The organism is Leptospira noumeaensis, assembly GCF_004770765.1.
Lineage (GTDB): Bacteria > Spirochaetota > Leptospiria > Leptospirales > Leptospiraceae > Leptospira_A > Leptospira_A noumeaensis.
Genome location: NZ_RQFK01000007.1, coordinates 1 through 21,562 on the forward strand (window position 1 = coordinate 1; position 21,562 = coordinate 21,562).

At 37.6% G+C, this 21,562-nt stretch carries 18 protein-coding genes; 11 read left to right on the forward strand and 7 right to left on the reverse strand.

From position 1 onward, the window contains the following. Window positions 1–394 precede the first annotated feature (394 nt). The 3 genes from EHQ24_RS19165 (at window position 395) to EHQ24_RS00140 (ending at window position 1,738) form a co-directional block, all read left to right on the forward strand. A complete protein-coding gene (locus EHQ24_RS19165) occupies window positions 395–556 on the forward strand; it encodes a hypothetical protein (RefSeq protein WP_167483032.1) in 162 nt (53 codons plus the stop codon). Window positions 557–598: 42 nt separating this feature from the next. Beyond that, entirely contained in the window at window positions 599–1,060 is a 462-nt protein-coding gene (locus tag EHQ24_RS00135; protein WP_135599698.1) for a DUF6036 family nucleotidyltransferase, read from the forward strand. A gap of 75 nt (window positions 1,061–1,135) precedes the next feature. Beyond that, entirely contained in the window at window positions 1,136–1,738 is a 603-nt protein-coding gene (locus EHQ24_RS00140; RefSeq protein WP_135599699.1) for a hypothetical protein, read from the forward strand. A gap of 33 nt (window positions 1,739–1,771) precedes the next feature. Here EHQ24_RS00140 and EHQ24_RS00145 read toward each other — a convergent pair whose 3' ends face one another. Next, on the reverse strand, window positions 1,772–3,403 hold the full coding sequence (locus tag EHQ24_RS00145) for a PAS domain-containing hybrid sensor histidine kinase/response regulator (RefSeq protein ID WP_135599700.1): 1,632 nt from the start codon (window positions 3,401–3,403) through the stop codon (window positions 1,772–1,774). 294 nt (window positions 3,404–3,697) lie between these two features. On the opposite strand from EHQ24_RS00145, the gene EHQ24_RS00150 reads away from it, so the two are divergent. Next, window positions 3,698–4,576, forward strand: a complete 879-nt coding sequence (locus EHQ24_RS00150) for a tyrosine-type recombinase/integrase (RefSeq protein ID WP_135599701.1) — start codon at window positions 3,698–3,700, stop codon at window positions 4,574–4,576. A 37-nt stretch (window positions 4,577–4,613) separates the two neighbouring features. On the opposite strand, the gene EHQ24_RS00155 is transcribed toward EHQ24_RS00150, so the two are convergent. Further along, window positions 4,614–6,317, reverse strand: a complete 1,704-nt coding sequence (locus tag EHQ24_RS00155) for a cation:proton antiporter domain-containing protein (RefSeq protein ID WP_135599702.1) — start codon at window positions 6,315–6,317, stop codon at window positions 4,614–4,616. 842 nt (window positions 6,318–7,159) lie between these two features. Between EHQ24_RS00155 and EHQ24_RS00160 the strand changes: the two genes are divergently transcribed. From EHQ24_RS00160 to lsa20, 3 genes are all read left to right on the forward strand, one after another. Beyond that, window positions 7,160–8,074 carry a thioredoxin domain-containing protein gene (locus EHQ24_RS00160; protein ID WP_135599703.1) on the forward strand — a complete coding sequence of 305 codons (915 nt, stop codon included), beginning with the start codon at window positions 7,160–7,162 and terminating at the stop codon, window positions 8,072–8,074. Between the two features lie 63 nt (window positions 8,075–8,137). After that, window positions 8,138–9,607, forward strand: coding sequence for an NADase-type glycan-binding domain-containing protein (locus tag EHQ24_RS00165; protein ID WP_135599704.1), 1,470 nt, complete (start codon window positions 8,138–8,140; stop codon window positions 9,605–9,607). 7 nt (window positions 9,608–9,614) lie between these two features. After that, complete coding sequence (gene lsa20, locus EHQ24_RS00170) at window positions 9,615–10,232, forward strand: LIC11469 family lipoprotein adhesin Lsa20 (protein WP_135599705.1); 618 nt, start codon at window positions 9,615–9,617, stop codon at window positions 10,230–10,232. A 26-nt stretch (window positions 10,233–10,258) separates the two neighbouring features. Here lsa20 and EHQ24_RS00175 read toward each other — a convergent pair whose 3' ends face one another. Further along, the gene (locus tag EHQ24_RS00175) at window positions 10,259–11,101 is read right to left on the reverse strand and encodes a CPBP family intramembrane glutamic endopeptidase (RefSeq protein WP_135599706.1); all 843 of its coding nucleotides are present in this window, start codon (window positions 11,099–11,101) and stop codon (window positions 10,259–10,261) included. A 188-nt stretch (window positions 11,102–11,289) separates the two neighbouring features. Between EHQ24_RS00175 and modA the strand changes: the two genes are divergently transcribed. Genes modA through EHQ24_RS00190 form a run of 3 tightly spaced genes read left to right on the forward strand, consistent with a single transcriptional unit; the run spans window position 11,290 to window position 13,704 of the window. Further along, window positions 11,290–12,099 (forward strand): molybdate ABC transporter substrate-binding protein, encoded by an 810-nt coding sequence (gene modA / locus EHQ24_RS00180; protein ID WP_135599707.1) that lies wholly within the window; start codon window positions 11,290–11,292, stop codon window positions 12,097–12,099. 47 nt (window positions 12,100–12,146) lie between these two features. Beyond that, on the forward strand, window positions 12,147–12,830 hold the full coding sequence (modB, locus tag EHQ24_RS00185; RefSeq protein WP_135599708.1) for a molybdate ABC transporter permease subunit: 684 nt from the start codon (window positions 12,147–12,149) through the stop codon (window positions 12,828–12,830). Between the two features lie 19 nt (window positions 12,831–12,849). Next, a complete protein-coding gene (locus EHQ24_RS00190) occupies window positions 12,850–13,704 on the forward strand; it encodes an ATP-binding cassette domain-containing protein (RefSeq protein WP_135599709.1) in 855 nt (284 codons plus the stop codon). Window positions 13,705–13,709: 5 nt separating this feature from the next. Here EHQ24_RS00190 and EHQ24_RS00195 read toward each other — a convergent pair whose 3' ends face one another. Then, window positions 13,710–17,408 (reverse strand): LamG-like jellyroll fold domain-containing protein, encoded by a 3,699-nt coding sequence (locus EHQ24_RS00195; RefSeq protein WP_135599710.1) that lies wholly within the window; start codon window positions 17,406–17,408, stop codon window positions 13,710–13,712. A gap of 377 nt (window positions 17,409–17,785) precedes the next feature. Between EHQ24_RS00195 and EHQ24_RS00200 the strand changes: the two genes are divergently transcribed. After that, window positions 17,786–18,049, forward strand: coding sequence for an RNA recognition motif domain-containing protein (locus EHQ24_RS00200; RefSeq protein WP_100744458.1), 264 nt, complete (start codon window positions 17,786–17,788; stop codon window positions 18,047–18,049). An 84-nt stretch (window positions 18,050–18,133) separates the two neighbouring features. Here the strand turns inward: EHQ24_RS00200 and EHQ24_RS00205 are convergent, their stop codons facing one another. The 3 genes from EHQ24_RS00205 to EHQ24_RS19445 form a co-directional block, all read right to left on the reverse strand. Further along, the gene (locus EHQ24_RS00205; RefSeq protein ID WP_135599711.1) at window positions 18,134–19,078 is read right to left on the reverse strand and encodes a DUF1554 domain-containing protein; all 945 of its coding nucleotides are present in this window, start codon (window positions 19,076–19,078) and stop codon (window positions 18,134–18,136) included. 99 nt (window positions 19,079–19,177) lie between these two features. Further along, window positions 19,178–21,193: a sensor histidine kinase gene (locus EHQ24_RS00210; protein ID WP_135599712.1), complete on the reverse strand. Its 2,016-nt coding sequence runs from the start codon at window positions 21,191–21,193 to the stop codon at window positions 19,178–19,180. Window positions 21,194–21,356: 163 nt separating this feature from the next. Continuing rightward, the gene (locus tag EHQ24_RS19445) at window positions 21,357–21,551 is read right to left on the reverse strand and encodes a hypothetical protein (RefSeq protein WP_135599713.1); all 195 of its coding nucleotides are present in this window, start codon (window positions 21,549–21,551) and stop codon (window positions 21,357–21,359) included. Window positions 21,552–21,562 lie beyond the last annotated feature (11 nt).

The following is a 21,562-nucleotide window of genomic DNA, read 5'->3' on the forward strand; positions in this document are numbered from 1 at the left end:
ATCGCTCGATCGGCTTGACCATATTACAATATACACGTGTTCAACGTGTATGTATAGATTATAGCATTGTTTGTTTTACTTTGTTCTGTTTGGCGGTCTGCGCCGATGGACTTCTTGCTAGGCTTACGCTCCGCAAAAGTCCCAACCTCACTCCCTATGGGTCGTTGCGGTTGGCTTTCCCTCATCGGGAAAAATAGAACCTTTGTCGTATATAGTTGAAAAAGAGTAAGATAAGAAGAAGCCTTACGTCGAAAGATGTGAGGCTTTTTTTATAGCCGGGGGGAAGATTTAGAAATTCTTTAGGTAACCCAAGTCAGAATGCATTCTGCTATGTTTCAAAAAAATCAGTTTGATTCATCAATACTTTTCGGATAGAGTTAGGAAGACTTTTTATATGGAAGCTTTTCAAGAACTTACGGACGAATATATTCAAAAGAGTAAGAGCCTATCCGTCACGGAAAGGTTGGAATTTTTGGAAGAATACCGTTTACTCCTTCCTGAGTCTGTTTTTACTGAAAAACAAAATTTATATTTGAAAGAATGGAATTCAATTTAAGATCACTATACCCATTGTTTTAAAAAAACATCATACAGATCTATGTTTTTAAAAAAAATTCAAGAACAGTTTTCGAGAGAGGGAATCCCTTTTGCAATCGTTGGTGGTTATGCCGTAGCCATCCATGGAATTGCTCGCGGAACTTTTGACTTAGATGTGATTACTGAAATCAGTGAGGGGAATTTGACAAAAATGGAGTCTGCTCTTAATTCCATTGGATTAAATCCCATTTTGCCTGTTTCAGCAAAGGAAATATTTCAAAAATTAGCGTTCTACCAAAAAGAGAAAAATCTTGTCGCTTGGAACTTTATAAATCCGAATAAGCAGAGGGAAAGTTTGGATATTGTTCTGACAGAAGATATTCGCAATTGTAGGATCATTCAGGCAACAACGGATTTTGGATCTTTGCCGGTGATTAGTTTGGAGGATTTGATCCGAATGAAATCGAAAACGGGTAGAGTTCAAGATTTGGAAGATGTGAAGGCTTTAAAGAAATTAAAATAAATAAATAAAACGAACTCAGAAAAAAATATAAAGGAACGTTAAGATATTTTTTATATTCTCGATCATCTCATCTTAATGAGAATTGATCGAAAAATTAATATTAAATATAGAGAAAAAAAGCTGATTCGTTTGTATCGGGAACTGAATTTAATTCGGAAAAAAATAAGTTCTTTGCCGCTCATCGAATTAAAGAAACCTATTTTTCATTCTTATGGATTGATTTGGACTTTGAAGTTACAATCATCAAAATACAAGGAGGCTTACCTCTATCTCATCGATAAATTTTCCAAAATCAAACATGTGAAGAATTTGAAAAAGATCAATCAAATGGAACCGGAGCCAATCGTCCTGGATAAAGATGGGTATCGGTCTCTTTTGGAAAAATACCCTGACGCAGTACGTTGGTTTATTAAACGAAAAAATAGATTCAAAAAAACTGAGTACGTTTTTAACAAAGTCGCAATCTTAGAAAAGAAATTAGTAAAAGTAATGATCACTCACAGAAGGGATATCGAGCCAGACTTAGAAAGCCGCAAACGCGAAATCGAAGATGTTCTCTATACTAACAGCGATAATTCAGGTAAGTTAGACAATCTACTTGGCATTCGTCACTATTTTGATTCGGACAAAACCAAGTTTCAAAGAAATATCATTGAATTATATGATTTAAATTTTTGATTAAAATTTAGTAATTTGAAGTAAAGATTCGCTTTAACTTAAAAGAAATTTCTCAAGACAACTTGCAATTGTTTTTGAAACAACTGGTTTTGAGATAAAATCGTCAAACCCAACTTGAAGGCAGTTTTCTTTTTCAGCAGAAGTTTCCCCAGCAGTTAAGGCGACGATGATTACACTTGTTTGATTTACTTTTTCAATTTCTCTGATTTTTAAAGTAGCATCAAATCCATTGGTTTTTGGCATTTGAATGTCCATAAAAATAAAATCAGGATTCTCTTTTTGGTAAACAAGTATTGCTTCTTCTCCATCTTTAGCTTGTAATACTACCGATCTTGGTACAATCCTCTGTAACATTGTCCTAAGTAAAGTTAGGTTAATTTCATTGTCATCTACGATCAAAATTTTTGGTTGGATGGAACTAAGTAAGGGGGCTGTTCGAATGTCCCATAAGTTGGGTTCTTCGATTTTTTTGTGAGTCAGATCCTTTAGGGAATTCGTATATTCCATTTTTAAAATAAACGAAAAGCGACTTCCGTATCCATATTCACTTTCTAGTTGCAGCTTTGAATCCATGTGTTTTAATAATTGATTCGTAATGGTAAGTCCGAGACCAGTTCCCCCATACTTTCTGGTGGTAGAGGAGTCTTCTTGAGAAAACATTTCAAATATTTTATCAAAACTTTCTTTTTCGATTCCAATCCCAGTATCCTCAACACTAAAAAGAAGATGGATCTGGTCATCGCTAATGATTTTCAAAACTTTGACTTCAAAAGTGACAAGTCCCTCTTCGGTGAATTTTACTGCGTTCCCGATTAGATTGATCAGAATTTGTCTGAGGCGAATCAAATCCATTTTTAAAAATTCGGGGATCTTGGAATCGATTTTGATTTGAAACTCTAATTCTTTTTTTTGAAAAGAGTAGAGCAGAATCGATTTTAATTGGTCAACGAGGGTTCCTATCGGAAAAAATTCATAATGAAGTTCTAGTTTTCCTGCTTCAATTTTTGAAAAATCTAGAATGTCATTGATCAGGTCGAGTAAAGATAAAGCGGATGTGTGTGCAATTTCTAAATATTCCTTTCGAACTTCGTTTTCTTTTCCCTGGAGCATTAAATCAAGATAACCAATAACAGCATTTAAGGGAGTTCTGATTTCATGACTCATATTGGCGAGAAATTCAGATTTAGATTGAGTTGCTTGTATTGCAGCTTCTTTTGCTAATCTTAATTCTTCTTCTGTTTCTTTGATATATGTGATATCTTGATGAGACCCAAACATAAAGGCCGGTTTCCCATCCTCAGTCCATTCAGAAACTCGGCCTTTGTCTAAAACCCAGACCCAGTGCCCGTTTTTATGTTTCATCCGCACTTCACATTCATAGTAGGGTTTTTTCCCTGAGTAATGTTCTTCGAGTTCCCTGTTGATGCGAATCATGTCATCGGGATGTGTGAGTCCTGTCCATAACTCGTAATTGACTGGCCCAAGTTCCTCTAGTGTATAACCTAAAATTTCTGCATAACGTTCGTTGACGAGGCTTGTGTTGGCAATGAGATCGGTTTCCCAAGTGCCGGCATTCATGGCCTTTACTAGTTCTGCAAAACGATGTCTTTCTCGTCGTATCATTTGTCCATCGTCGGTATCTTCTCCTTTGTTTTTAGAATTCATTTGGGTAATTCGATCTCATTGTAATTCTATTAAGATAAGACGGGGAAACACAGGGAATAATTTAGGATTAAATCCTTAAAAAGGATATAAATTTGAGCCGGGAAATTGACTGCACTGATTAAGAAACTTTGTATCGATTAAAAACGAGATTTTTACTTAGGGAAATTGAATGTCTTGATTTTTCGTTCGGAATCAGTAGGAATAAAATTATACTATCGGGATACATAAAACAAAGTAGTAATACCTAAAAACCGTTTTCCTTTTTCATACAGTTAAACTTATGTACGAATGGGTATGTTAAAAGATAAAATGATCAGTGATATGATCGTCCATGGATATGCAACGAAAACAATTCGGAATTACACAACATGTATGACTGTATTAACTCGATACTTTCAAAAGTCTCCTTTGGAATTGGAACCTACAGATATATATAAATTTTTTCTATATCTGAGGTTGGAGAATCGCTCTGATTCCTCTTTGATTAATTTTTATAGCGCAATTCTGCTTTTTTATTCTTTAATAGATAGAAAAGAGATGTTACAGCTGGTTCCCTTACCAAAAAGAAAACGAACGGTTGTTTCTGTGTTTAGCCAAACAGAGATAGTTAGTTTACTTTCCAATTGTTGTACGTTTTGGGAGAAAATTATTTTTACCTTACTATATTCTTCAGGGATACGTATTGGTGAAGTGGTGAACTTACAGATATCAGATATTGATTTTGAAAGGAAGGCAATATTTATCGAATCAGGGAAGGGCGGTCATGCAAGATATGCACTTTTGGCGGATAAAACTGCCGCTTTACTCAAACAATATATGGAAATTTATAATCCTAAATCCTATTTGTTTTTTTCTCATAAAGGGAAAGATGTTGCTGTTAGTATACGCTCCATCCAAGCTGCATTTCAAAAAATTAGAAAACTCGCTGGGATTCAGAAATATGGCACTGTCCATACTCTCCGACATTCTTTTGCAACTCACCTTCTGGAGGATGGATATGGTTTGGTTTATATTCAAAAACTTTTAGGTCATGCGGATATAAAAACAACACTCCTATATTTACATGTGAGTCCCGAATCCCTTTTACAAATTACAAGTCCCTTGGAGAAAATCGGAAATTTCAAACCAGGTATGTTCGAAAGCCAAAATCAATATGGATTGCAGTTTAGATAAGTTTATCACCTAACGAAACGTAGCAAAAGATCCCGATTTAAACTATTTTCCCCATGCGTTTTAATACATGTTCTGCCATACCGGAAGCAAGCTGTTGTTCGCTGAGGAAAATTTTGCCTATTTTCTCTTCTGTCCATAACTTTGCTTCGTCCTCATTATGAGTACGAATGACGGTTTCGATTTTTGGATTCAGTTTACGTGCGATTTCAACCATTTGGCGTACATGGAATGTATTTGAAGTCGCTGCAACTAACAAACTAGCATGTGTAATGTGTGCTTGAACTAGTACATTTGGATCTGACGCGTCACCGCACACTGCAGGTATTTCTTTTGCGCGTAATTTTTCCACAATCTCTCGATTGGATTCTGCAACAACGTAAGGAATTTTATGTTCATCCAGAGTATTTGCAATCCGTTTTCCAACTCTACCATAACCGACTAACACCACTTGACCTGATAAAAAAACATTATCCGTAGACATGGGTAACATAGAAAGCGGATCGTCAGGCATTTCAAGTTTGCGTGCAAATGATGAGTGTTTGCGGATCCATTTTTGAAACGGTTCCAGTGCTGCAAACAATGTGGAGTTAAACGCAATGGAAACCAAAGCACCTGCTACGATTAGATTTCGACCTTCTATGTCTAGAAGCCCAAGGCTCACTCCGAGTCCAGCTAAAATAAACGAGAATTCACCGATTTGAGCAAGGCTTGCCCCAACCGTCAATGCAGTGTTTAGCGGATAACGAAAGATGAGCACTAGTGCGATGGCAACGAGTGTTTTTCCGAACATGATGATGGCGATGACAGTAAATACCTTTAACGGTTGTTCCACCAAGATGTGCGGGTCAAAAATCATCCCAACGGAAACAAAAAATAATACGGCGAAGGCATCACGTAAGGGTAAAGACTCCTCTGCTGCTCGATGACTGAATTCAGATTCACGTAACATCATACCGGCGAAAAAAGCGCCTAATGCAAAAGATACGTCGAATAAAAGGGCGGAACCATAAGCCACACCAACTGCTGTAGCAATGACACACAAACTGAATAACTCACGTGAACCGGTACCGGTAACCCACCACAAAACTTTGGGTAACAAACGTTTTCCTACTACTAACATCACGATCACAAATGCGATTACTTTGGCGAGGGTAACAACAAGTGTAACCATTATATTTGTATCGGTTGTATTGTTGATGCCATCAACCTGGCTACCCATGATTCCTGCTAAAGGTGGTAATAATACAAGCACAAGTACCATTACTAAGTCTTCTACAACTAACCAACCGATGGCGATGCGTCCATTGATGCTATCAATCACACCGCGTGTTTCCAGTGCCTTGAGAAGTACTACCGTACTCGCAACGGAAAGTGCCAACCCAAAGACAGCAGCTTCTCCCGAACTTCCTCCCCAGAATAAAATGGCACCAGCTCCGAGTATGGTTGCTACTAAAATTTGTACAATAGCACCTGGGATGGCAATGCGTTTCACCGACATTAAGTCTTCGATGGAGAAGTGAAGTCCTACACCAAACATCAGCAACATGACACCTATTTCAGCAAGTTGTGCAGTAAGTTCCGCATCCGCCACAAAACCTGGGACATAAGGGCCAACAATGATACCGGCAATTAAATATCCCACGAGTGGCGGCATTCGTAGGCGGATGGAGATAAATCCTAAGATCATTGCCAGACCAAGGCCTACAGCAACAGTTGAAATCAAATTAACTTCATGGGGCATACAAAATTAGAATGATAATAGTCCTCATGTTACAATCTTTTTTTGTCCCCCATTTTACTTCTTTGTATCAATGGGATTCGTTTTCACTTAAATTGATGTCACGTTTAAGATGATTGATATATATATCAATGAGCTTTTGGTGGGTATTAAATTTCGATGGTAATTTGTATGATTTCTTTTTTAACCATTGATTAAAATAATTTCTATCCTGACTCTCTTCGTTTCCTTTGTCTTGTGAAGTCTCACTTTTGTTATTGTTCTAAAGTAGAATCTAAGATCGTTTCAGAAACTTCCGTGTTTGAATAGGTTATAATGTCTTCCGTTCTTTTGTAGCCAGATGTGCTGAATGCCACCCGCCACCAATGTTTGCAAATAATGTTTTGCGACCATCGGGGCACTTGATTCAGGAGAAAAAGGAGATACGGTTAAAGTTTACCCCGGTATCTATCATGAATTTTTGTTTTTAGATAAAAATTTTTTTACCCTATCTGGTGTGATTGGATCGAGTGCCAATTCCCTCATCGAATATTTTATATTAAAATTATAAAACAAACTGAGTGATGACCCAAGGTGTAGGGAATATATAGCAAAGATGCTGAAATCAAAGTAACTATCTTCTTACGTAAGGATACGCAGGGCTTGGTCTGACGTTCGTCAGACGGAAGCGAAAGCGCACCCCGAAGTAGCCTGGCCCGTATCAGAAAAAACTAAAAAAAACAAAGCCATTGGGGACGTCCCAAAAATTCTTAACGATGGGATCAGGATTTTCCTGGAATTTGTTTGTGTATTGATTAATTAAAGATCTTGCTATTGGGTCATAGTGGTTATAAATAATGAATTTTATGCCTATCTTAGTGATTGTATTTTTCTTTCAGTTATTTTCCTGCGGGGAGAATCCAAAACAGGATCGGTTTTTGCCTGAAACATTACCTTCGGAAGAGGTTGTTAAGCTTTCAATTTCGTCTGACGCGAGTTTGGCGAAGTTACGGGAAGTTGCGAATATAAAAGGACAAACGTTAACGGAATGGAAAGAGTCGGAACGTTCGTTTGTCACTGACCAGGAAATATCAAAGTATTGGTCGGTAGAAAGAAAAATTTTGCCAAAGGAGATTTTGGATACAGATTCAATTGACCGCTTGCGAGAATCGATTCGGATTCGTATTGTTTGGAGTCGTTTGTTCCACCAATCAGGACTGAAATGGAAAGAAAAATCTTACGAGATAGGAAAAAAAGAAATTTTAACAAAATTAAATTTGAAAAGTTCACCTAAGTTTGGTTCTTCGAGTGCTAAATGGGTGGTGATTGAGTGGAGTGATTACTTATGTAACTTTTGTCGAAAAACATTTCCTCATACAAAGAATTTACTTTCCAAATACAAATCTCAAATTTTGTACATACACAAAGATTTTCCTTTGGATGGAGACTCTGAAGAAGGAATGTTTCCTTTAGCATTGGGTCGATGTTTGTGGGAAAAAGATCCAGAGAGGTTTGCATCACATATGCAATTGTTATATGATAATGCTAAAAAAATATCTAATGGTGAAGATTTACATGTGAGTGAGTGGGGATCCTATCCGGATTGCCAACCGCAGAATTTAAAATCTAAATACTTCGAACAAGTCAAAATTGATATGAAGGAAGCTGTAGAACTTGGAGTGAATTCTGCTCCCAGTTTTTGGGTGAATGGGCGGTGGGTGGTCGGGGCCTTAAATGCAGAAACTTGGGAGCGTGTTTTAAAAGATACAATGAGTCATTAAAAAATTTCTTGCCTTCTTTTTCGAACCAGGTTTTCCTTAATCCACTTTTTCAGAGGACAGGTTATGAAATTTAGATCCTATTTACTTCCCTTTTTGGTCTTAACATCTCTACTAGTCATGAATTGTGGCAAAAAACTCCACTTTTCAATGGTAACATCTACGTCGATGGAAAATGGGCTCCCTTTTTTCGTGTTAGATGGTAAAGAATGGAAGGCGGAACCTGGAGCTGAATTTGTCAAATTACATTTTTATGCGGACAATGCGTTCTCTCTAAGTAAAGTTTCTATTGAGTCTTGTTCGGGCCAGTTCAAAGACCGTATTGCTGCCTATGTAAATTTTGACGAAGTGTATGCGAGTACAGATGTTCAAAATTCTAATTCGGAAGTCATTTTTGACCCAGTGGTGCAGGCAAGGTCAGTGACCTTGAACTTTCAGAGAAACCAAAATATTTGTCTTAAGTCAGTGAAGTTTTATGATGAAAAGAAAAAATCATACAGAACATACGCTCCTGAAATTATATCAGGTTCCGTGACTGCTTCGGAAACAGCGTCGCCTGAACCAACATATTCAGTAATGAATCTTTTTGATTCTAAATATGAAAATGGATATGCTTCTGTTAAAGGAGGTGTCGGAGTCACATTTAACTTTGATTTTGCGGAAAGGAAAAAGATATCCGTAATAAAAATTTGGAATGGATACCAACGTTCCGATGTTCATTGTATTAAAAATGGACGAGTCAAATCTTTTCTATTAACTGGAGATGATGGTTATTCTGCAAAGATCAATGTAGAAGATACAATGGGAAGCCAAGAGATCACACTTCCCACTCCTTATAAGGGACAAAAACTATCTATGAAGGTAGAAGAAATTTACCCAGGTTTAACCGAAAAGGGAATCGTTTTATCCGAGTTACGTTTTGGACATGATGGGGATTGGTTTGCGATGGACACACTTCCTAAATCCAAAGCGACAGCTTCACAAAATTTTGATGCTTTTACGAAAGCGGCTTTACGGAAAGTATTGAATCGTGGTTTGACAGGTAGGGAAGTGTCTGAGGTAGCGGAAGGTGAAGTAACAGACCTCCCTGTCGGGGCAGATAATGAAGTTTCGGTAGAAGAAAATCTGGATCCACCAACTGCTTCTGATTGGACGATTCGTTTGCGTTCCGATGGAACTTTCTTTTTAGAGGGATCAACGGCTCGTACTAATTACGATGCAGGCGAAGAAAGTTCGAATCGGTTTTATGGAATGGGAAATTATGAAGTCAAAGAAACTAGTCCAGGAAAAATTCATCTCCGAATTTTTGGATTCCTTCGTAAACAAACATTCACTAATTTTTTAGATTATGGAGAAGGTGATTGTAATGGTTGTGGACGAGATTGTAACCAAGTCAAAAATCCAGATCCAAACAACACAGAGAAAATTTTTCAAGAGTTCGTCACTTTACAAGTTCGAGGAAAACAATATTACTTAACCAATTCTAAAAAAACGGAAAATCTTGATTTTTCAACCTTAGAATTAAGTTTAGAATAAAATTTGGATGGTTCGCTTGTTTTGTAAATTAACGTCTGTTATATGTTTTTTTGTTCTGATGTTTGCCTTCTCCTGTGGAGAGGAAGGTGAGAGGCCTAAGGTATTATCAACAGATACTCCTATATCTAATCCAACTAAAGCAAGTAAGGTATCTATTTTCATCAAATGGGAGACAACCAAACTTCCCTTAAAAATGGAAATCCGTGAACCTAGTGGAGCTCAAAGTTTGGCCTTGTGGACGACTGGTTCTGTAAAAGAAGGAAAACGGGCACCATTTGGAGATTTAATTCCTGAGGATAAGCTCGTTTTAAAACCTGGTTCCAAAAAACAATTTTTACTCGTGATGCAAAATCCAACGGATTCCCCTGTTTATTTTTTTGCTGCTCCCCATTCCGCGATTCCAGTGGAACATAGTTTTGGATTCAAATTCAAATGCCTTTGCGTCAATCATGCATTTTCCGTTCCCCCAAAGGAAACTTGGTATCGTGTTGTAGAGATTCGTTTGGCACCTGATTTTTTAGGGGATGAATTGACTTTGACACATAACCTAATTGGAATCAGTCGAGAGAGGATGTTGGAATTTGAAAAAAGTGCAGGAAAATCGATCCCGAGTGAGATGGACTGAGTTTCGCATTCATTTCCGAAATACGACTAAACTAGTTCTATTTTTTTATTCTCTAAGGTTCTTTCGTATGAAAGTTTGAGAAACCATACTAAGGCTATCATAAACATCCAAGAGATTCCACCTGAGACAAGTCTTTCTCCACCGAACACCCAATGATTGTCATGGGGTATGGACTCTACAAAATATGGCTGCATCTTGACTACGTAAACCCAACCGGCATGGATTCCAATTGAAAGATATAATGTACGAGTATAAATCCATGCTAAAGATAGAATGTATCCTACCAAAAAAAGTCCAATGAATTCGGAAACGAAAATCAACGGATCAGAAATTGGTCGGATGAAATGAGTGAGAGAAAAGAATAAACTTGTGTATACTGCGGCTTTTTTTTCTCCTAAATCACCAATCCATGATTGTAAGAGGTAACCTCGAAAAAACAATTCTTCAACAAATGCGATACAAAACACAGCAACTAAAAAATAAAAACATTTAACCAAATCGAATATCTCCCAAGTTTTTGGAGAAAAGGTGGAAACACCAAAGAAAATTTTTACAATAATCACAAGTGACAAAGTTAAAATTCCGACCAAAAATCCAATCCAGAGTTGGGGTTTGTTTTTAGAAAAATTTTCAAGGCCGAGGGATTGTATCGACTTTTTGTCGATCTTTTTTCGAAACCAAATCAGTGAAATGAAAAGAACAACCGTAGCAGTTCTTGAAAGGATTTTTGAAAAATGAAATGGTTTTAGTTGAGTCTCTTGGTTTTTATGATAAACAAACATTTGTAAGTTGTAAATTAATGCGCTGACTAGTAGGCTTAGGAAGATGATGGATACGAAAAAAACGGTAAATTTTTTATAAACAGACATACAAGAGGTTCACTAAAACTAGAAGTGTTAGTGTTTTAGTATATCTTACTTTTGATTCAAATGTTTTTTTATCATTTTTTTAACGGTGCTCCTTTTTCCTGTTGTTTCTCTTCGCTGAATCGAGTTCAGTGTTTAAAATCAGTAGAACACGACTTGGAAAATTTATTTTTTCTAGCCTAGGTCAGACAATGAAAAACTTCAAAACCTTGATCTTGTTTGCCTTAATCTTTGTGAACGGTGTTTTTTCAGAAACTCCAGAATCGGATTTAAAAAACCCCAAAGGCGAAATTGAAATCTTTGTGGCTGTGGCTGCAAATTTTAAAAACCCATTTGAAGACATTCGGGTGGCATTTCTAAAACAAAATCCGCAAATCAAAATTACAATGGTTTCGGGAGCTTCTGGTCAACTAACAAATCAAATTCGGAACGGTGCACCGGTTGATATATTTCTGTCTGCTGATATGGATTTTCCACTTACCTTATTCAATGAAGGATTTGCGGAGAACAAACCGAAGGTGTATGCCATAGGAAAATTGATACTCATGTCACAGGCAGAGAAAAACAAAACCTTTTCGGTTCAGGAACATCTTTTGAGCCAAAATACAAAGTTCATTGCAATTGCCAATCCGAAGACTGCTCCATATGGTAGAGCCGCTGAAGAAACACTGAAGTATTATGGAATTTATGAAAAGGTAAAGGGTAAACTTGTGTTTGGGGAAAATATCACTCAGGTAAATCAGTTTATATCTACTGGTTCTGCAGATTTTGGTTTTACTTCGCTCTCTACAGCAAAGGCCAAAGAAAATCACAATTTGTTTTGGAAGAGTATCGATCGAAAATCATACACTCCTATCCTCCAAGGTGTTATCATTACATCTTCAAAAGAAAGTCGGTCGAAAGATAAAATTTCTGCGGTTTATATGTTTTTCGATTATCTTTTTTCTAAGGAAATACAAACCATTCTTACGGAATATGGTTATGCATCAGCGGAAGAATGATTTTTTATCTTTTTTGAGATCAAGGAATTATATAGGTAGTATGATTTATGTTAGTTGATATAGATCCCTTGTTATTAACACTAAAACTTGCTTTTTTAACAACTATTGTTTTGGTTGTGATCACAGTTCCCATTGCTTATTGGCTAACTTTTTCCTCTTTTCGATATCGTTTTGTATTCGAAACAATATTGAATTTACCATTGGTTTTACCGCCCACTGTTCTTGGTTTTTACCTTTTACTACTTTTTAGTCCTAATCGTTTTCCTGGAAAATGGATTGAAGAAGTATTTCACTTCCGAATCGCGTTTAGTTTTTTTGGTATCCTTGTCGGATCTTTGTTATTCAGTTTGCCATTTATGTTGCAGGCCTTCCAAGTTGGATTTTCCTCTATTGCAAAATCTTACATAGAAACGGCAATTGTACTCGGTAAATCTAAACTTACTATTTTGTTCCGCGTGATCCTTCCTAATTGTAAAGCAGCCATATTAGCCGGAATGGTATTAACTTTTGCACACACCATTGGTGAGTTTGGTGTAGTGCTTTTGATTGGAGGAAGTATCCCAGGAAAAACAAAAGTAGCTTCGATTGCAATTTTTGAAGAGGTTGAGGCGATGAATTATTTTTCAGCACATTTGTATGCAGCGATTTTAGTGGTTATCTCTATGACAGTTCTTCTTTTTCTTTTCCGTTATAAGAGAAATTTAACTATGGTTTTGGCCGGAAAAAGTTAGTTGTTAGTTTGAGTTTCGTATGATCAAAATAGACATCCAAAAAACTTTTATATCAAAATCATCAAAAACTCTGCATTTTGATTTTCAATGTGAAATTCCTCTATACCAAACAAATTCCCTCTTTGGAGAATCTGGTGTTGGAAAAACAACTTTTTTAAAAATGCTTTCGGGACTACTAACTCCTGACCGAGGTTTCATATCTGTTGATGGACAAACCTGGTTTGATTCCGAAAAAAAAATAAACCTACCCATTGTTTCTAGATCCATTGGTTTTTTATTCCAAGAATCTTCTTTATACCCGAATATGAATGTGCGCGAAAACTTGGAGTTTGCCTTTCCTAAGGGAAAGGGCGACCAGTCTTTTTTAAAGGATTTAATTTCTATTGCAGAAGTAGGCGATTTATTGGATCAAAAAGTTGAAGGATTGTCTGGGGGACAAAAACAAAGGTTGGCCCTTGTTCGTGCTCTCATACAAAAACCCAAGTATCTTTTCTTAGACGAACCCTTTACGTCCTTAGACCATAGGATCCGTAATCAAATTGTTTCCCTCATCCAATCATTGCAGAACCGGTTACAAATGACGATCATTCTGATCAGCCATGAAATTCCGGAACTTATCAAATTGTCTAAAAAAGTTTATTTGGTTTCGGAGGGGCAAATCCATTCCAGTGGGCATCCAATGGAAATTTTTAGACAAAAAAATCTTAATTCGATGGAAGCCGAGGTGATGCAAGTAAACGAAGATACAGATGAGGTAGCTTTATGGTTTCCTCGTCCATTTATGGTGCTAAAGGGGATTCAGGAACAAAAGTTAGGTGTAGGAGATTTGATTCAAACGGAAATACATTTGCCCAAAGACAAATTAGATTTTTGATTAGATTATGGACAGGAATGACTGAGAGGAAGACTATACTTATTGGAAAGATAACATTCAACAATGTGTCGGTCACCAGTGGACAGGACTTGGTCGAAATAGATCAAATCTCCCATAAAACCATCTAAATAGTCACCATCAGATGCAGGTGCTCCTGAACCCCAATAGTATCTACCGATGTCCAATTGTCCACCAGAACAACTGTAAGCGGGAGCGCCAAAACTAGTGGAAGCAACAACGCTACCTCCTTTAAAAATATTTCCGGAAGTACCATCATAATCGAGAGCCATAAGAACGAATTCATTGATAGAACTGTAATTTCCGTTGGTGACCATCCGAATAGAATTTAATTGTAGGTCAAATAAGGCGAGTTGATTTCCAGCTGAATCAGGTAAGTACAGTAACTTACCTGATGTGCCATTATGAAAAATTCCATCGCTGCCAGCTACGTTCATATCATTATATACAGCAAAGATTGTGTTAGCAGCAGTGTTTAATTCAGGTGTACAGGCTCTAGTTAAGAATGTTCCTACTGTATCCACAAAACGTAAACTTTTGGATCCATTGATCCCTGTGGAATTAAAAATTGGCTGTTGGGCTCCCGTACCTTGGCTGACATGCAGTCCGTTCCCGCTCCGGTCATCCACAACGCCCACACAATTAGCTCCTCCACTGCAAGCTCCTGGACCAAAAGAAGCGGCTTCTGGCATAAGATAAAATTTCAAACTACTACTAGCAGGTGTTTGGTTCCACGAACTTACCTGAGTCGGGTAGTGGCCGGAAAGAGTTCGAATTTCCGAAAGAGATAAAACACGATCATAAATTCTTATTTCATCCAGATCTCCGGAAAAATTAGCAGCACCATTGATGAGTCTTCCTACTTCCAAATTAGGACTTACGGCAGTAGTCCAAGATTTGTTCATGGAAGTTCGCAAAACACCATTTTCATAGATATAAACCGTTGAGGAATCATACACACCACAGAGGTGCATCCATTGGTTCATAAATCCTTCGTGAAAGATGGTGACATCGTCAGTGGTTCCAAACATTCCAGTCACGGTGGAAGTGATCACAAGCCCATTCCCTGACGAAGCAGCCATCGTCCCAAATCCTACAATGTATTGGCCGGCGGAGTTGGAAGTATTGAACCAGGCGCAAACGGTTCTCGGACTATTTCCTGTGGGTAAACCACTCGGAGATAATTTTTGCATATAGGAGGCACCATTAAAATAATAGGCTCCACTGGGATGACCACTTCTATCATTTGTAGTGATGGCACCAGAGATGTTTAAGTGGTTTCCGGCACTTCCGTAGTCTTTGGCATTCCCATTAAACGGGTAATAGGTGACGAGTCCAGAAGGTATTTGAACGGCTAGTTTTTGGATTTCATCGTTATCGAGGCCACCGTTAAAAAAACGAAGGTCGGAAACTTTTCCTTTGAAATAAAAACCATTTCCTGCATCTCCCGCTTTAAAAGTGTTTGCTGGCGGGTTTGGGTTCGTGGAAAAAGCGAGAGGATCTGCTTTACCGTTGATGTAAATTTTCCAATTTGGATAAGAACGTGTGAGTACTACATGTGACCATTGATTCAAAGGAAGACTCATGGTCGTGTTGCCACTGGAAGCAACTGCACCTAGGGAAATACTTAGCTTTCGAGTGGCTCCATCAAATATAACACCATAACCATTGGAACCACCCATTCCATTATAAAACAAAAACTGAGAACCGGCATTTCCCGCAGGATAAACCCATGCGGAAACGGTTAAATTATCGGAAATCTGAGGTGTAATATTTGACGTCGACTGGATGACTTCGGGACTTCCATGAAATTCATAAGCTCCACTGGCGAGGCCATTTTCATCCATTGTGGGAGTAGGTGCACCAGTCACCAAACCATGGTTTGTTCCTATCGAATCATTTGAATTTCCATCAAAGGTATAGCGAAGTAATTCGGAAGGTTCTAAGTAACGGATGGAATGATTTCCAGAATCCGAAATATAAATATTAAGACCATCGGAAAGTAGATATCCAGGAAAATTCAAAAGACCCATTCCACCAGTATTGTCAGAATATCCCGAACTACTTCCCACAAGGGTTGTGACTTTACTGGTTGATAAGTTTAGATGTCTGATTTTATGTCCTGACCATTCAGAGATAAACAAATTGGTTCCGTCGGTTGTGAGTCCATGCGGGTCATTGAACTGGGCCGCCGTTCCTATTCCATCTGTAGACGCTTGCACACCATCACCAGCAATTGTATCCACTGCATTAGTACCACTTAAGGAAAGTCTGCGAATTTTATGTCCGCCCACTCCCGCAAGATCCGTAATATAAAGGTATCCACCTAAACCAATCGCAGTTATGGGAGACACAAAGCGAGCATTAGTTCCCGTTGTGTCGTCGGCGAAACTACAAAGAGTGGCCCCTCCAGCAATGGTACTAACGGCAGTTGTATTAGGGTTGATCACACGAATGGTACAATTTCCACGATCAACTACATACAAACTCCCATTAAAAATGGTAATGGAGGAAGGATTATTAAAAGAGGCTAAAATTCCGGAAACGTTATCCGCCGAAGCCGCACTTCCGCTTCCAGCTAACGTCGATACTACGGATGTTGCCAGATTGACTTTTCTAATCCGTCTACCAGAAGATTCTAAAACAAATAAATTGTTACCATTTGTTGTGAGACCAACAAGACCGTTAAACTGCGCTGCGGTTCCCACTCCATCTTGGCAATTGGTTGTGACAGTACCCGGGCAAACAGTTCCTCCACCTGAATTTCCACCGGCAAGGATGGTTGTGGTTCCATTCGATTTATCAATCTTTCTGATGACTGCATTTACACTATCTGCAACATAAATAAAATTGCCATCAGTGATAATTGTTGCTGGCCCGTTGAAACGTGCTGCTGTTGGCCCCGCGGTGGCAACGGCTCCCCCTGTGACAGCGCCACCACCACCAGCATTCGTAGGATAAGATCCAACTCTGGTTCTTAGAAAAGATTTTCTTCCTATCAAACTAGTTCCGAGATCTGCACTTGGATTCGGGTGAATATTCCCTCCCACAAGGTATCCTGTTACACAAGTGATGAATATTGTTACATTGGCAGCGACAATAGTTCCCACTGATAAATTAGGATCATCAAACGAACAGATTGTACCAACCGGTTGTGATGTAATGGTCACTGCATAATTGTTGCCCGTTGGTACAAGTGTTGTAAATTTAGTAAGGCCAGTGGTGGAAATATTTAAAGTATCGACGGCATTATTTTGAACCGTAATGGTTCCGCTTAAGCCGGAGACATTCACACCGACTTCATAAAAGTTTGAGCCAAGCCCACAGGTGATACTTACGTTTGTTATATTGCTACTTTGTACAACACCTTGGGAATTGGCAATGGAACAAATGAGTCCAACACCATTGGTCACAAAACTAACGTCGTAACTTTGTCCTGAACTGAGTTTGGTTGGAAAAATAAAGTTTCCATCGGAACTCACTGTCACCGATTCTTGGTTGTTCGTAACTGTGACGGAAGTTCCCGGTAGGAGTCCAGAGACCACTCCACCGATACTATGTCCTGTAAACTGTGGGCCTGTAAAAAAACGTAGGAATGCTAAAAAATCTAGTGGGCTGCGAGTGAGCGAAGGTAACGAACAGGAACAAAGAAGAAAAAATACCAATGGCAATGTGATTTTCTTCATTTGATTCCCTATAAGTATCACTATTGTCCTAGGTTTTGGATTTTAATCAAGATATTTCATAGGGAAAAACTCGGAAGTTTTTTACTTTCAGATCGTTCGATGGATTTTCATTGAAGGAAGAAAGTCCAAACTGACTAGTTGTTCAAACAAAAAGTTTTATCTGCCTTGCTATTTTTTAGGACAAATATAATACTGGTAAGTGATTCGAAGTAATATAGTTTTTTTAACCTCTAAGTAGTCCTCACTTTCTTGCATCCTGATCTCCTTTAAAAGTTTTCCTCTGCATTTTCGTTGTGTTTTTACCTAATCTCCTTCCGGGAAAGTCGTTTCTAATCCATTAAAATGTAAGAGTCAAAATTAAAATTTGAGGAAATCAAATGTCAGTAAATATCTATGTAGGCAACCTTTCTTACGAAATGACGGAAAACAAGTTGAATGAGCTTTTTTCAGTACACGGAGCAGTATCTTCTGCAAAAATCATTACAGACCAGTACACTGGTGGATCTAAAGGTTTCGGTTTTATCGAAATGAAAGAACGTAAAGATGCAGACAATGCAATCAATGATTTAAACGGAAAGAATATTCTAAACCGTGAAATGAAAGTGAACATTGCAAAACCAAAAACCAATAATTGGAATTAAGTTTTTAGTAACTTTCTTTGATTTCAGTTTCTAGAGCCAATGGACTAAGAACTGAAATCAAAGTTTCAATCAAAAATATTTTTTCTATTGTTCAATGCAAAGTAAAGAATAAGAGTTGGTACAGCTTAAACCAGCACTAGAAAGGGATCCGCTCCCAGTTTGGTTGTATTGTGTTGTTGTTACCGTCCCGGTTGCGCCATTACTATAATTGGAACAGCTCGAGTTTGAAAAAGTATTCCATGTTCCCGCCATTCCACTGATCCCGGTCACAGCAGCCGTTGTCCAACTATTGGTTAACGTTCCAAAAATAAAAAGCCCATTTGCATTGGTTGTCATAATTGGAGTCACTCCATCGGCTCTCACATAATTTGTATTAGGTTTCAATACCCAATCAATTTGTCCGTCTCCCACATTGGCAGTGATGGAAGCCCTACGGCAAGGCAATGAACTACATCCAGATTCATCTACAAGTAATGCTTTGTATGTGGAACCACCAGACGGTTTGCCACCATCACTATTACAAATGGAATCGGCACCGGCAACGCTCCCAATTGTGGGTATTGAGTATGTAGCCCCAGTAATAAATGTTTTTAAAGTTGCCATAGATGGTGAAAAAAACACTTCGTCTGACAAACCACTTTCCTTTCGGATCAAAGAATTTTCGGCAGAAATTTTATAATAATAGGTAACACCGTTGATGATTCCTGAATGTGTGAGTTTTGCTTCTTGTGTTACTATTTTGTTTGCCGTAACAATATTTACATTGGGTGTTGTTGACCAATAAACATTATACTGGCTGGCACAATAACTATCATTCCAATTTAATGTGATTTTCCCATTGTTTGGCGTACCATTTAAATTTTTCGGAATAGCCGGTGGAGAAGTGGATATTTGGCAATTTGTTATGATTAGATCATTAGTTAAACCACATTTTGTATTCACATCGTTGGGATTACAGATATCCTCAAGTTTACAAGTTTGTAACAGAATGAAGGCAAAAATGGAAACTTTTATAATTTTAGATTTCATGATCTAATCAGTAAATTTATTGACAAAATTAAGTTTTGTCAATGATAGAAATTAAAAAATAAACGAAGTAAGAAATTTGGCCGACCAAACTTTGTTATCTTAATTTTTTTTCGGAAACTCTAAAATAAACTTACTACCTTTCTCTGGTTCAGATTCCACTTTGATGTTTCCACCATGGAGACGCATGAGTTCCAAACAAAGTTTAAGACCAATCCCAAATCCTTTTTCACCCAAGGTTCCCAGTGATGGCTTAGGGTTAGTAAAAATTTCTTTCTGATATTCTAGTGAAATCCCTTGGCCACCATCCTCAATCGCGATTGTAGTAAAATCACTTAGTTCTTCTGAACTGACTCGGATCCAACCATTAGGATTACTGAATTTAATTGCGTTTGTGATTAGGTTACGAAGGATTTCTTTCAAAATGGAAGGATCTGCATAGACGGTTGCCGTTTCAGAAATGTCCCAATCCATTTGTAAGGATTTTTTTTGTAGATCATATGAGACTGAAGCCTTCAGAGAATTTGTAACTTCGATAAGACGATTATCTGTTACTTGTAAAAGAAATTGTCCTTGGTTTCTTCGGAACCGGTTTAGGTTTAATAAATGTTCCACAGTGGACATGGCATTTTCTAAAATAACAAACACTTGTTTGTAAATATGAGTTTTTTCTTCTTCGGTAGAATCTTTGTCCGTTACGATGGTTAAGGCAGAATAAACAGTACTAAGTGGTGAACGTAAATCATGTGCCACAAGAGATATGAACTTGTCTTTCCATTCATTGGCCTCTTCGGCAATTTGTTTTGCTTCTTTGTATTCATTTGTACGCAGAATGACTGTTTTTTCCAGAGATTCATTGAGTGCCGTAAGTTCTTTTCCAAGGGTTTCGTTTTTGATAAACGATTTTGTGAAATACGATGCGAGAACTAAAGATTGAAATAAAACTGTGGAAAGATAAGAATATTTAAGGATTAAAAAGTAATTGAATATCCCGTAGAGAAAAAGGGTATCATTGATCGCTGCTAAAAATAAAAAAACTTGGATCAGTAACAAAGGAATGGCCATTTCTTTTTTCTGAACCGCTGCATAAGTGATACAAACGATCGAGTAAAATAAACCAAGGATGGTGAGAAATATACCATAGAATGTAGTTTGTGATCCCCATTCAGACGGTGTCACTAAAACAAATATAAACAATGATGAAGAGGTTATTACTAAAAAATTGGTAATTCGTTTGGAAAAGTGATTTGGAAATCTTTCTGTTAAAAATAAAAGATAAGCAGGTAATGCTAAGAAAAAAACCAAAGACAGCGCAAACGCCAATCGATAAGGAACATTCGGAAATAAATAATATAGAGAATCTCCGTTCAGTGAAATGGAGTGTAAAGCAATAACGAAACTATACAATCCAAAGTAAAAAATTAACGACCGGTTCCTTCTAAATAAAAACACCACAAAGTGATAGAATGCCATAAACAAAAGAGCACCAGTGAGTAGGGAATCTCTTGTGATTTCTAAAAACGATTGGTGGTATATATTTTTTTGAAGTCCTAAAACAGGTGGGTACCAAAAAGCTCCATCATCATGATAATAATTAGAAATATGGACAAGGATTTTTGTTTCTATCTCCGGATGAGTAAGAAGAACAATCCCTGAACTACGAGTGGGTACCATTGTTTCCTTAGTGTTTCCAACTTCACCTAGTTTGAGTTGCAAAACTCCATCGACATAGATAGACATTGCTGCTCCACCGGTTTGAAAGAATCGAAGGGCATATATATTTTCTTTTGCGGATTCAGGGAATAAAATATTTAATTGGTAAGTAGCATATCCTCTGCCTTCCCCTTTATTTTTCCATCTTTCTCCAATTTTTTGAAAACTGGACAACTGTTCGGAATTTATCTTTGTGGAATTAGAACCCTTGGCATTTTCCGAAAGGGTAGATTTTGGTGGAATGAAATGTTTCCAGTGAAAAACCCACTCACCATTAAGAGGATGTGATTCTTGGAAATCCCAATTCCTAAAATCAATTTGTCCTTTGGTTGCCACAGGAGTGTTTTGTGGGAGTTGTACGCAACCACAAAGACAAAGTAACCCAATAAAAAGTTTCCAATTCATTTTTAAAAAATCCGATGAAATCAATTCCACCCAGCACTGCCATCGTAAAAATCTGGATCATGTTGTCACAGGTATTTTGAACTTGTCAAAGCTCCGAATTGATTCGGATTCTGAAACAACTAGTCAAAATTAGAATGGGAACCCAACTTAAATTCATCCTAAACTAATTGGTGCAGGCAGAGGGTGATGTATTATTGCAAGTGAATCCAGGCTCAATGGTAAAAGTATTACTACAGCCATCACCATTCATATGGTTTGCATCATCATATACTTCGTAAGATGCTTTTATCCCATTTCCGCAGAGAGTACAATCAGCGGTAACATTAGTTATATTTAAAGAAACAATATTTTCTGTCACGTTTTTGGAAA